Annotated in this window: 12 protein-coding genes; 7 read left to right on the top strand and 5 right to left on the bottom strand. The window is 73.3% G+C overall.

From position 1 onward, the window contains the following. Positions 1–4: 4 nt before the first annotated feature. The 3 genes from ACH4D5_RS35490 (at position 5) to ACH4D5_RS35480 (ending at position 2,453) form a co-directional block, all read left to right on the top strand. The gene (locus ACH4D5_RS35490; protein ID WP_398311167.1) at positions 5–994 is read left to right on the top strand and encodes a hypothetical protein; all 990 of its coding nucleotides are present in this window, start codon (positions 5–7) and stop codon (positions 992–994) included. Between the two features lie 126 nt (positions 995–1,120). Continuing rightward, positions 1,121–1,696, top strand: a complete 576-nt coding sequence (locus ACH4D5_RS35485; protein WP_362993648.1) for a cupin domain-containing protein — start codon at positions 1,121–1,123, stop codon at positions 1,694–1,696. Position 1,697: 1 nt separating this feature from the next. Then, positions 1,698–2,453: a helical backbone metal receptor gene (locus ACH4D5_RS35480; RefSeq protein ID WP_398311163.1), complete on the top strand. Its 756-nt coding sequence runs from the start codon at positions 1,698–1,700 to the stop codon at positions 2,451–2,453. Here the strand turns inward: ACH4D5_RS35480 and ACH4D5_RS35475 are convergent. Continuing rightward, positions 2,450–2,848, bottom strand: coding sequence for a GNAT family N-acetyltransferase (locus ACH4D5_RS35475; RefSeq protein WP_398311160.1), 399 nt, complete (start codon positions 2,846–2,848; stop codon positions 2,450–2,452). The two genes, ACH4D5_RS35480 and ACH4D5_RS35475, sit on opposite strands and share 4 nt — an antisense overlap. Before the next feature lie 44 nt (positions 2,849–2,892). Next, positions 2,893–4,011 (bottom strand): TDT family transporter, encoded by a 1,119-nt coding sequence (locus tag ACH4D5_RS35470; RefSeq protein WP_398311157.1) that lies wholly within the window; start codon positions 4,009–4,011, stop codon positions 2,893–2,895. A 70-nt stretch (positions 4,012–4,081) separates the two neighbouring features. On the opposite strand from ACH4D5_RS35470, the gene ACH4D5_RS35465 reads away from it, so the two are divergent. The 3 genes from ACH4D5_RS35465 to ACH4D5_RS35455 all read left to right on the top strand — a co-directional run bounded on the left by ACH4D5_RS35465 (position 4,082) and on the right by ACH4D5_RS35455 (position 6,732). Then, complete coding sequence (locus ACH4D5_RS35465) at positions 4,082–5,086, top strand: LysR family transcriptional regulator (protein ID WP_398311154.1); 1,005 nt, start codon at positions 4,082–4,084, stop codon at positions 5,084–5,086. A 94-nt stretch (positions 5,087–5,180) separates the two neighbouring features. Further along, positions 5,181–5,624 (top strand): DNA-binding protein, encoded by a 444-nt coding sequence (locus ACH4D5_RS35460; RefSeq protein ID WP_398311151.1) that lies wholly within the window; start codon positions 5,181–5,183, stop codon positions 5,622–5,624. Between the two features lie 139 nt (positions 5,625–5,763). After that, on the top strand, positions 5,764–6,732 hold the full coding sequence (locus tag ACH4D5_RS35455) for a phosphotransferase family protein (RefSeq protein WP_398311148.1): 969 nt from the start codon (positions 5,764–5,766) through the stop codon (positions 6,730–6,732). Here ACH4D5_RS35455 and ACH4D5_RS35450 read toward each other — a convergent pair. The 3 genes from ACH4D5_RS35450 to ACH4D5_RS35440 all read right to left on the bottom strand — a co-directional run bounded on the left by ACH4D5_RS35450 (position 6,701) and on the right by ACH4D5_RS35440 (position 9,821). Then, on the bottom strand, positions 6,701–7,417 hold the full coding sequence (locus ACH4D5_RS35450; RefSeq protein ID WP_398311146.1) for a gamma-glutamyl-gamma-aminobutyrate hydrolase family protein: 717 nt from the start codon (positions 7,415–7,417) through the stop codon (positions 6,701–6,703). The two genes, ACH4D5_RS35455 and ACH4D5_RS35450, sit on opposite strands and share 32 nt — an antisense overlap. A 69-nt stretch (positions 7,418–7,486) precedes the next feature. After that, positions 7,487–8,932 carry an ethanolamine permease gene (gene eat / locus ACH4D5_RS35445; protein WP_398311143.1) on the bottom strand — a complete coding sequence of 482 codons (1,446 nt, stop codon included), beginning with the start codon at positions 8,930–8,932 and terminating at the stop codon, positions 7,487–7,489. A 139-nt stretch (positions 8,933–9,071) separates the two neighbouring features. Continuing rightward, positions 9,072–9,821 carry a FadR/GntR family transcriptional regulator gene (locus tag ACH4D5_RS35440; RefSeq protein WP_398311140.1) on the bottom strand — a complete coding sequence of 250 codons (750 nt, stop codon included), beginning with the start codon at positions 9,819–9,821 and terminating at the stop codon, positions 9,072–9,074. 75 nt (positions 9,822–9,896) lie between these two features. Here ACH4D5_RS35440 and ACH4D5_RS35435 point away from each other — a divergent pair, with 75 nt between their 5' ends. Next, on the top strand, positions 9,897–11,267 hold the full coding sequence (locus ACH4D5_RS35435; RefSeq protein ID WP_398311138.1) for a glutamine synthetase family protein: 1,371 nt from the start codon (positions 9,897–9,899) through the stop codon (positions 11,265–11,267). The last annotated feature ends 15 nt before the right edge of the window (positions 11,268–11,282 follow it).

Raw genomic sequence — 11,282 nt, 5'->3', positions numbered from 1 at the left:
GCCCGTGACCGCGAGGCAGCCCAGGACGGCGCTCTTCCTCGCCGCCGCCGCACTGGCCCTGGCCACCGCCCTGCTCGTCGCGCAGCTCGCCCGGGCCGACGCCGCCCCCGCCTCCGCGGGCACCGCGCGCCTCGCCGCGCTCGCCGAGGACGTGACCGCCGCCGACGGGCACCGCTACGACGCGCGGGACCACACCGGCCGCACCATGGACGCCGCGCAGATCGAGCAGGACCCGGCAGGCGGTTACCTCGCCGTCTACCACACGCTCCTCGCCGACGGCCGCTTCCACGCAGCCGTCGCCACCTCCACCGACCTGCGCCACTGGCAGCGCCGCCACGACTTCGGGCCCGGCACGCACCAGGCCTCGCTCGCGCACGACGGCCGCGGGGGCTACGTCCTCGCGTACGAGAAGGACCCGCGCAACCACATCGCCGTCCGGGCGTACGAGAACCGCACGGCGCTGCTCGACGGACGTGCCGACCGGGCCTTCGACGCGCCGCTGACCCTCTCGCGCTGCGCCGAGGGAACCCCGAGCGTCACCGCCGTGCGCGGCGCCACGATCCACCTCACCGGGCACTACCGGGCGGGCTGCGACACCGACCGCCAGCTGCGCGCCACCCTCACCGGCTTCCGGCACTGGCACGCCGAGCCCGACCGGCGCCTGGACCGTGCCGTGCGCGTCTGGGGCAACGGCGGCAACATCGGCGACCGGGCGCCCGTGAAGCTCGGCGGGCAGCGCGTGGTGCTCATAGAGGGGCAGGGGCGGCGCGGTGACTTCGGCAGCTGGGGCACATACGCCTACGACCCCCCGAGTGGCCGCGCGGACCGCCTGCACATCCGCACACACGGTGGCAGCCGCGCCTTCGCCAATCCGTCGGCGACCCTTCTCACCGATCCGCGGGGCCGTCCCGCCCTGCTCGTCAGCCTGTTCGTACCGGCTGAGGGTTCCGCGCCCGGCGAGGCCGGACAACTGCTCTACTGGCACCAGCTGTAGCTCCACCGGCAGAAGCTGCGGGGGTCGGTCCCGGCAACGGGGCGAAACCGTTTGGCGAACATGCGTAGGGTGCAGAAAACCCCTCAGGGTTGAGAGCGGCCCGATGCGCTGAAGGGAGCCGAGGCGATGGATGAGCACAAGGAGACCCTCCGGGTGGGCTCTGCCGTGCGGCGGCGCCGCCGCCAGCTGGAGCTCACCCTCGCCGTCGTCGCCGAGCGCAGCGGGCTCTCCGTGCCGTTCCTCAGCCAGATCGAGAACGAGCGGGCCCGCCCCAGCTCGCGGTCCCTGCAGCGGGTCGCCGACGCGCTGTGCACCACCGACGTGGAGCTGCTTGCCGCCGCCGACCCGGCCCGCACCGTCGAGGTGGTGCGCGCCGACGACGCCACGGACCTGGAGGGCTCCACCCCCGAGGCGCGCGTACGGGAACTGGCGCGCGGCCACCACCAGCTGCACGCCCTGGAGTTCATCGGGGACCACGACGAGGGCCGCGAGTTCCAGCACCGCAACGACGAGCTGATGTACGTCGTCGAGGGCGCCGTGGAGATGGAGGCCGAAGGCCGTGCCTACCGCCTCGGACGCGGCGACACCCTGTTCCTCACGGGCGGGGTGCGGCACCGCTGGCGGGCCACCGTGCCGGACACCCGGGTCCTGGTGATCGCCGTGGGGGACCACATCGAAGCGGTGGACGACAGGGGGCGCTGACGTGCCGCTCGCGCGTGGCCCGCTGCGGGTCGTCTCGCTGGTGCCCTCGCTGACCGAGGCGGTCGCGGTCACCGTGCCGGGGGCGCTGGTCGGGGCGACCGACTGGTGCAGTCATCCGGCGGACCTCGACGTGCGGCGGGTGGGCGGCACGAAGAACCCCGACGTGCCCCGCATCGTCGCCCTCGCGCCCGACCTGGTCATCGCCAACGAAGAGGAGAACCGCGCCCCCGACCTGGCGGCTCTGCGGGCGGCCGGCGTCGAGGTCCTCGTGACGGAGGTGCGGACGCTGGACCAGGCCTTCCGGGAGCTGACACGCGTCCTCGCGGCGTGCGGGGCGGAGCGCCGGCCGCGGTGGCTGGCGGACGCGGAAGCGGCGTGGCAGGGGTGGGCGGCCCCCTCGGCCCGCCGCCGCGGGGCGGTCCCGATCTGGCGGCGGCCGTGGATGGTCCTGGGCCGCGACACGTTCGCGGGAGACGTGCTCGCGCGCATGGGCGTCGACAACGCGTACGCCGGGCACGCCGAGCGGTACCCCCGCGTCCCGATCGAGGAACTGCGGGAGGCCGGTCTGGACTTGGTCGTGCTCCCCGACGAGCCGTACCGCTTCACGAGCGACGACGGCCCCGAGGCGTTCCCGCCGGACACACCGGTCGCCCTGGTCAGCGGCCGCCATCTGACCTGGTACGGGCCGTCGCTCGCGGAGGCGCCCGCGGTGCTCGACGCGGCGCTGCGGGCGGCGCGTCCGGCGGGGGAGTTCTAGCGCAGGGCGATGAGCCCGGCGTCCGTCGGCCGGAACCCGCAGGCGTCGAAGTAGAAACCGCGCAGGTGCTCGTCGAAGTCGACGTGGAGCCACTCGCACCGGGCCGCGCGGGCGCCACGCGCCGCGGCTGCCAGGAGTTCGGTGCCGACGCCGCTGCCCCGCCGGTCCTTGGCGACCATCGTGTCGAGGACGAAGGCGTGGACTCCGCCGTCCCAGGCGACGTTGACGAACCCGACGAGCCTGCCCTCCTCGTGGGCCGAGACCCAGCCGAGGCTGTGGCGGTGGACCTGGGCGTACCAGCCGATGGGCAGCGGGGCGTGCTCGAACGCCTCCGCGTGCAGGGCGTTGACGGCCGCGTCGGTGAACTCCCCGCGCCACTCGTAGGTGATCGTCATGTCGGCATCGTAGGGCGGGGGAGCGCCGTGCCCCGCGGGGCTGCTCAGCGCGGGGCCGTGAGCAGTCTTCCGCCCGCGACGCCCCGCAGGGTGTGTGTCAGGGCCACGGCCCACGCGGCCAGCAGGAAGAGGAAGAGGCCGGTCGCGAGCCAGGCGAACGCGGTGAGGCCGGTGTGTTGCGCGAGGCCCTCCGCGCCGGTCACGCAGGTGCCGATGGGAAAGGTGAACGCCCACCAGGTCATGGCGAAGCCCATGCCGCGGCGGCGGGCGCGCACCACCATGGCCGCGGCGAGCGCCAGCCACAGCAGGGCGAAGCCCAGCACGGGGACGCCGTAGAGGACGGCGAAGGCGAGGAAGCCGCGGTCGAGGGGCGCGGGGACGACGTCCGGGGCGAAGTCGGCGAACTTGTTCGCGGCGGTCGTGGACTGGCCCAGCGGGCCGAGCACCAGGAACAGGGTGGGGGTGAGCGCCAGGGGCAGCGGGCCCGCGGTCACCAGGCGGGCGAAGATTGCCGGCAGCATCACCAGGGTGGCGAGCAGGCTCAGGCCGAACATCGCGAAGCAGGCGTACAGCATCGTCTGCCGGTCCTGGCCCGCGGGCAGGTGGGGTATGAGCAGCGGTCCGACGGCCGCCGACACCATGGGCGCCACCACGGGCAGCAGCCACACCGGTGAGGCCTGGTCGGCGGCGATGCGGTGCCGGGTCACCATCAGGCAGGGGATGGCGACGGCCGCCGCGAGCCCGATGGCGGTGCCCGCGGTGAACAGCACGGTGTCGAGCGCGACGGCCGCGCCCGTGCCGATCCAGTCCTCGCCGACGAGCAGGGCGCCGGCGCCGACCGCGAGCAGGGCCATCGACAGACAGCCGTAGAAGGGGGCCACGGCCGGGTCGAGCAGGTGGGCCCGGGCCTGGTCGCGGTGGTGGATCCAGTGCGCGGCGCGGGCGGTGAGCAGCACGGCCAGCATCACGCACGACAGCGCCCACACGATCGTGCAGCCCGTGCGCAGCCCCGTGAACTGGTACGGCAGTGTCGCGCCCGCGTTGGCGATGATGGCGGTGCCCATGACGGAGGCGTACCAGTTCGGGCCGAGGTGCCGGACCGCGAGGGCGCGGGTGCCGGGGGCCGTGGGGGAGACGGCGACGGGGTGAGCGGTGGTGACCATGGGTCCACCGTCGTCCGCGGGAGACGGTGCGAGCAGGGAGCACTCTTCTATGGGGGCATAAGCTGGCTTTATGAGTACGTCCCCTGCGTCGCCCGAGCCCGCCGCCGCTGCCTCCGTCCCCGCCGCCTCTGCTCCGGCCCCCGCCCACACCCCCGAGGCGTCCCTCGCGCACCGCGTTCCCGACCTCGGTGCGCTCCAGCTGCTGCTCGCCGTGGCGCGGCTCGGCAGTCTCGGGCGGGCCGCCCGGGAGCTCGGCATCACCCAGCCCGCGGCGAGCAGCCGGGTGCGCGCGATGGAGCGGCAGCTGGGTGTCGCCCTCGTCGACCGGTCGCCGCGCGGCTCGCGCCTCACCGACGCGGGCGCCCTGGTCACCGACTGGGCGGGCCGCATCGTGGAGGCGGCGGAGGCCTTCGACGCGGGGGCGCAGGCGCTGCGCGTGCGGCGGGACTCGCGGCTCCGGGTGGCGGCCAGCATGACGATCGCCGAGTACCTGCTGCCGGGCTGGCTGATCGCCCTGCGGACACAGCGGCCCGACACTGCGGTGTCCCTGCTCGCGGGGAACTCCGCCGCCGTCGCCTCCCGGCTGCTGGCCGGCGAGGCGGACCTCGGCTTCGTCGAGGGGCTCACCGTGCCGGGCGGCCTCGACGAGGTCGTGATCGCGCACGACCGCCTGGTCGTCGTGACGGCGCCGGGACACCCGTGGGCGCGGCGCAGGAAGCCGCTCGCGGCGGCGGAGCTGGCGGCGACGCCGCTGATCCTGCGCGAGGAGGGTTCGGGCACCCGGCAGGTCCTCGACGCGGCGCTCGGCGGCCTCGCCCGCCCCCTGATCGAACTGTCGTCCACGACGGCGGTGAAGGCCGCGGCGGTGAGCGGTGCGGGTCCCTCGGTCCTGAGCGAGCTCGCGGTGGGCGAGGAGCTGGCGGCGCGGCGTCTGGTGGAGATCCCCCTGGCCGAGGTCCAGTTGCGCAGGGATCTGCGGGCGGTCTGGCCGACGGGGCATCGCCCGGCGGGGCCGGGGAGGGATCTGCTGGCGCTGACGCGGAGTGGGGCGGGGAGCGGAGGACGGCGGTCTTGAGCTGCGGGGCAGGACCTCGATCGACAGTGGGTGCAAACAAAGTGTTCACAACGAACCGTTGACTGCGATGTGTGTGTCGGCCCATGATGGGCGCATGTCGCATCCCGAACAGCCCGAGACCGTCGACCCGTTCACGCCGCCGCACCCCGAGCAGGCCCGCGCTCAGCGCGTGTACGCGTCGCTGATGCGCGTCGCGGAGCGGCACGCCGCCGACGACGTACAGCGCAGGCGCCAGGTCCACCCCGCCGTCCTCGGCCCGCACGAAGCCGTGCGGCTCGTCTCGTTCCTGCTCAGCGGCGCCGCGCAGCCCGTCGAGGGCGAGCCCGAGGTGGACCACGCCGACATCACCGCGGCCCTCACCCTCCTGCCGCTGGTCCGCGGCGAACTGGACGAGCTGGAGACCGGCCTCCTCCAGATGGCGCGGGGGCGCGGCATGACCTGGCCCGAGATCGCCTTCGGGCTCGGGCTCGGCACCCCGCAGGCCGCCCGGCAGCGGTATGAGCGGCTGGTGTCCCGGACGGCGGGCGAGGCGGAGTAGCTCCCGGCGGGCCCGGGCGGCCGGCGGAGTAACCTCCGGCGGGCCTGGGTGGCACCTGGCGGGCCCGGTGGAAGGGGTGGCATCGGCGGCCGGGAAATTCCCTGGCGGCCGAGCCGGGGCCCCGCCCACCATGGGTGGCATGAACCCCACCGCACCCCCGGCGACCGGCGTCCGCACCCCCTGGTGGCAGCTCCCCCCGCACGTGCGGGACGGGCTGGCGGACGCGCTCGGCGCGCCGGTGGTCGAGGCGGTGACGCAGCGCGGCGGGTTCTCGCCGGGCGCCGCCGCCCGGGTGCGGCTCGACGACGGACGGCGGGCGTTCGTGAAGGCCGTCAGCTCCGAGGCCAACCCGGGCAGCCCCGCGCTGCACCGCGCCGAGGCCAGGAACTCCGCCGCCCTGCCCGAGTCCGTGCCCGCGCCCCGGCTCCTCGCCTCCTACGACGACGGGACCTGGGTCGCGCTCGCCTTCGAGGACATCGACGGAAGGCAGCCCCATGTGCCGTGGCGCGCCGGGGAGTTCGGGCGCGTCCTGGAGGCGGTGGACGCCCTCTCGCGGGAGCTGACGCCCTCGCCCGTCGCCGCTCCCTCCGCCGGCGAAGCCGTGGCGGGCATGTTCCGGGGGTGGGAACGGCTCGTCGAGGAGGGCGCGGAGAGCGACGACAGGGTCGCCCCCTGGGCCCGCCGCCACCTGTCCGACCTGGCCGAACTCGCCGCGCCCGCGGCCGCGTCCGTCGCGGGCGACACCCTCGCCCACGCCGACCTGCGCGCCGACAACATGCTGTTCACGTCCGACGGCGGCCGCGTCGTCTTCGTCGACTGGCCGCACGCCGTGCGCGCGACGCCCTGGTTCGACCTGCTCGTCATGCTGCCGTGCGTGCGGGCGCAGGGCGGCCCCGACCCGGAGGAGGTGTTCACCGCCCAACGGGTGGGCCGGGACGCCGACCCGAAGGGGGTGACCGCGGCGCTCGCGGGCCTCGCCGGATACTTCGTACGCCACTCTCTGCGGCCCGACCCGCCCGGCCTGCCGACCCTGCGCGCCTTCCAGGCAGCCCAGGGCGCGGCGGCCCTTGAGTGGCTCAGGAAGCGGCTCGGACCAGCGCTGCCATGACGCGCGTGTCCTCGCCCGCCTCCGGGTGCCACTGCACGCCGAGCGCCCAGGCGGGGCCGGGGAGTTCGACGGCCTCGACGGTGCCGTCCTCGGCGTACGCGGAGATGACGAGATCCTTGCCGAGGCGGTCCACCGCCTGGTGGTGGTAGGTCGGCACGTCCGTGGACGCGTCCGGCACGATCGACTCGTACAGCGTGCCCGGGACCGGTTTCACCGTGTGCGTACTGAAGGTACCCGCCCGCTCCACGTGCCCGTCCAGGTGCTGGATCAGGGTCCCGCCGAGCGCCACGTTCATCAGCTGCATGCCGCGGCAGATGCCGAGCAGTGGCGTACGGGACGCCAACGCGGCCTCGATCAGGGCGAGTTCCCAGGCGTCCCGCTCCCGCGCGGGCGGCCCCGTGCGCTCCTCGCGCGCCGCGCCGTACCGCGCGGGCTCCACGTCAGGACCGCCCGCGACGACCACGCCGTCGAGCCGGGCGACGACGGAGCGCGCGTGCGCCGGGTCGTCCGGCGGCAGCATCGCGGTCATGCCGCCCGCCGCCCGCACGAGGCGCGGATAGCCGGCCGGCAGCACGGCCGCGGGCAGCTCCCAGACGCCCCAGCTCACCCTGGACTCCAGGTAGGTGCTGACCCCGATCAGCGGCCTGCCGCCGCTCACTGTGCTCTTCTCGCCGTTCTCGCGCACCGTTCTCCCGTATCTCTTCCGTACGTCTTTCCGCACGTCTTTTCCGTACGTTCTCTTCCGTACGTGCGATCAGTCGCGTTCCAACTCTGCCTCGGCCGCCGCGAGCGCCGCGAACTCTTCCTCCGGTGCGCGCGCCACCAGGTGCTTGCGGCTGTAGACGCCGAAGTAGGCGATGGCGACCACGTACACCGCGAGGGCGATGAGTGCCGCCGTCACGTCCACCAGGAACGTCGCGACCAGCGCGGCACACGCGAGGACCAGCGCGACGGACGACGTCAGGACGCCGCCGGGCGTGCGGTAGGGCCGTCGGAGCTCCGGCTCGCGGCGGCGCAGCACGATGTGGGAGAGCGACATCAGGGCGTACGAGATGGTCGCGCCGAAGACCGCGACGTTCAGCATGCGAGCGCCGTCACCGGTCGCCGCGGCGAGCCCGAAGCCGATCGCACCCGGCACGAGCAGGCCCAGGTAGGGGGCCTTGCGGCTGCTGGTCAGCGAGAGGAAGCGGGGGAGGTACCCGGCCCGGGAGAGCGCGAAGAGCTGGCGCGAGCCCGCGTAGATGAGGGAGAAGAAGGAGGCGATCAGGCCCGCGAGGCCCGCGTAGTTGATGACGCGGCTCAGGCCGGTCGCGTCGCCGTCCGGCTGCAGCGCCTCGACCAGGGGGTTGCCCGCGTCCTGGATCGCGTTCGCGCCGCGTGCCCCGGCTGAGGCGAAGAAGGTGAGCAGGGCGAGGGCGACGAGGATGGCCATCGACCAGCGGATCGCGCGTGGCAGCGTGCGCGCCGGGTCCTTGGTCTCCTCGGCGGCCAGCGGCACGCCCTCGACCCCGAGGAAGAACCACATGCCGAAGGGGAACGCCGCCCAGATGCCCAACAGACCCATGGGAAGCCACGAGTTGGAGCCGAAGGCGTCCGCCTCCACGGGAATGTCGTTCAGCTTCGACGCGTCGAAGTCCATGAAGGCGCCGACCGCGAAGACGAGCAGCGCCGCCACCGCGATGCCGGTGACGACGAAGCTGAAGCGCAGCGCCTCACCGACGCCCCACAGATGGATACCGATGAAGATGACGAAGCAGGCCAGATAGACGGGCCAGCCCGAGGTGAGGCCGAAGAGGCCCAGCGACTCCACGTAGTCACCGATGAAGATGGAGATCGCGGCCGGCGCCAGGATGTACTCGATCAGAATTGCCGTGCCGGTCAGGAAGCCGCCCCAGGGGCCGAGCGCGCGGCGTGCGAAGCCGTAGCCGCCGCCCGCGGTCGGCAGGACGGACGACAGTTCCGCCAGCGAGAAGACCATGCACGCGTACATCACGCCCATGAGCGCCATCGCGATCGCGAGGCCGCCGAAGCCGCCCTCCGCGAGGCCGAAGTTCCAGCCGGAGAAGTCGCCGGAGACGACATAGGCGACGCCGAGTCCGGTGAGCAGCAGCCAGCCCGCGCTGCCCCGGCGGAGCGTTCTGCGTTCCAGATAGTCGTCCGCCGGTTCGGGTGGGCTCGGCTTGCTGGACTCCACGGTCATGGCACGGCTCCCATGCGACGGCGCTGCGGCGGGTGACTCAGACGGGGGACTCAAAGGAACGGATCCATACCTTTGCCGTGCGGGGCACGAGAAAGCAAGCCCCTTGCGTTACGCGACGGTTAACCGCTCCTCACGCTCGTCACGTCAGGAAGCCCCGCAGCAGGGCCGCCGTTCCCGCGCAGTGTTCGCGCATCATCTCCCGCGCGCCGTCCGCGTCCCCGTCGAGCACCGCCTCGACGAGCGCGGTGTGCTGGCGCTGCGAGTGCTCCAGGTTCCGTACCAGCAGCGGGATGCAGTCCAGGAGGTCGTTGACGGTCGCGCGGACCGCCGCGTACTGCGCGGTGAGCGTCGGCGAGCCGCACAGCTCGGCGAGCGTGAGGTGGAGCAGCGTATCGAGCCTGCGGTACTCCGCGAGGGGCGCGTCGTGGGTCTGCGCGAGCGCCGTGCGCAGCCGGTCCGCCTGCTCGTCGGTGAGCCCGTGCGCCGCGCAGAGCCCGGCCGCGCCGACCTCCAGGACCTCGCGGAAGCGCAGCGCGTCCTCGACGTCCACGTCCTTGATGCGGCGGCGCAGCTCGTCCTCGCCCGGCGCCTCGGGGCGCGGCCGCACGAACGTGCCGCCGTACCGCCCGCGCCGCGACTCGACGAGTCCCTGGTCCTGCAGCACCTTCAGGACCTCGCGCAGCGTCACCCGGCTGATGCCGAGGCGGTCGGCCAGCTCCCGCTCCGACGGCAGCCGTTCGCCGCCGGGCACCAGGCCGAGGCGGACGACCTGGAGGACCTGTTCCAGGGCCTCCTCGAAGCCGTTGCCCGCCCGCACCGGACGCAGTACCGGTGTCAGCCGGTCGTCGTCCAGCGCCGCGGACGAGGTGCCCTCTTCCGTGTGCGACATGTCCGTACCCCCTTCCCAAGCAAAGGTTCTCGGCAATACCTTATGGCTCCCGGCTGACCCAAGGAGGCATTTCCCGTGGCAGACCGCACACCCCCGCTCGCCGTCGAGGAGCTGAAGGCCCTCGTCGCGAGCGGCGAGATCGACACGGTCGTCCTGGCCTTTCCCGATATGCAGGGGCGGCTCCAGGGCAAGCGGTTCGCCGCCCGCTTCTTCCTCGACGAGGTCCTCGAACACGGCACGGAGGGCTGCAACTACCTCCTCGCCGTCGACGCGGAGATGAACACCGTCGACGGCTATGCGATGTCGTCCTGGGACCGCGGCTACGGCGACTTCGCCATGCACCCCGACCTCTCCACCCTGCGCCGCGTCCCCTGGAACGAGGGCACCGCGATGCTTGTCGCGGACCTCGCCTGGAGCGACTCCTCGCCCGTCGTGGCCGCGCCCCGCCAGATCCTCCGCCGCCAGCTGGAGCGGCTCGCGGAGCTCGGCTACACCGCCCACGTCGGCACGGAGCTCGAATTCATCGTCTTCAAGGACACCTACGAGCAGGCGTGGGACGCCGGATACAAGGACCTCACGCCGGCCAACCAGTACAACATCGACTACTCGGTCCTCGGCACCGGCCGCATCGAGCCGCTCCTTCGCCGCATCCGCAACGACATGGCGGCCGCAGGACTCGTCGTCGAATCGGCCAAGGGCGAGTGCAACCCGGGCCAGCACGAGATCGTGTTCAAGTACGACGAGGCCCTCGTCACCTGCGACCAGCACGCCATCTACAAGACCGGCGCCAAGGAGATCGCGGCCCAGGAAGGTGTCTCCCTCACCTTCATGGCCAAGTTCAACGAGCGCGAGGGCAACTCCTGTCACATCCACCTCTCGCTCCAGGACGCCGACGGCAACAACGTCATGGCGGGCTCTCCCGACGACCCGGGAGGCATGTCGCCCGTCATGCGGCACTTCCTCGCGGGCCAGCTCGCGGCGCTCCGCGACTTCTCCCTCCTCTACGCGCCCAACATCAACTCCTACAAGCGGTTCCAGCCCGGCACCTTCGCGCCGACCGCCGCCGCCTGGGGACACGACAACCGCACCTGCGCGCTGCGCGTGGTCGGCCACGGCCGCTCGATGCGCTTCGAGAACCGCCTGCCCGGCGGCGACGTGAACCCGCACCTCGCGGTCGCCGGACTGATCGCCGCCGGTCTGTACGGCATGGAGCAGAAGCTCGAACTGCCGGACGAGTGCACCGGAAACGCCTACACCGGCGACTACGAACACGTCCCCACCACCCTGCGCGAGGCCGCCGAGCTCTGGGAGAACAGCCCCATCGCCAAGGCCGCCTTCGGCGACGAGGTGGTCGCGCACTACCGCAACATGGCGCGGGTCGAGCTGCAGGCCTTCGACTCCGCGGTGACCGACTGGGAGCTCCGCCGCTCCTTCGAACGCATGTGAGGCAGCCTTGCTCGA

Origin of the sequence: Streptomyces sp. NPDC018029, from assembly GCF_044327655.1 — a bacterium.
Taxonomy (GTDB): Bacteria; Actinomycetota; Actinomycetes; order Streptomycetales; family Streptomycetaceae; genus Streptomyces.
This window is presented reverse-complemented; position numbering and strand designations above follow the sequence as displayed.

What these genes read in the sequence shown, in the direction of transcription:
- ACH4D5_RS35485 (WP_362993648.1), top strand. Translation starts at nt 1,121, where the DNA reads ATGGATGAGCACAAGGAGACCCTCCGGGTGGGCTCTGCCGTGCGGCGG.
- ACH4D5_RS35475 (WP_398311160.1), bottom strand. Translation starts at nt 2,848, where the DNA reads ATGACGATCACCTACGAGTGGCGCGGGGAGTTCACCGACGCGGCCGTC.
- ACH4D5_RS35470 (WP_398311157.1), bottom strand. Translation starts at nt 4,011, where the DNA reads ATGGTCACCACCGCTCACCCCGTCGCCGTCTCCCCCACGGCCCCCGGC.
- ACH4D5_RS35465 (WP_398311154.1), top strand. Translation starts at nt 4,082, where the DNA reads ATGAGTACGTCCCCTGCGTCGCCCGAGCCCGCCGCCGCTGCCTCCGTC.
- ACH4D5_RS35460 (WP_398311151.1), top strand. Translation starts at nt 5,181, where the DNA reads ATGTCGCATCCCGAACAGCCCGAGACCGTCGACCCGTTCACGCCGCCG.
- ACH4D5_RS35455 (WP_398311148.1), top strand. Translation starts at nt 5,764, where the DNA reads ATGAACCCCACCGCACCCCCGGCGACCGGCGTCCGCACCCCCTGGTGG.
- eat (WP_398311143.1), bottom strand. Translation starts at nt 8,932, where the DNA reads ATGACCGTGGAGTCCAGCAAGCCGAGCCCACCCGAACCGGCGGACGAC.
- ACH4D5_RS35440 (WP_398311140.1), bottom strand. Translation starts at nt 9,821, where the DNA reads ATGTCGCACACGGAAGAGGGCACCTCGTCCGCGGCGCTGGACGACGAC.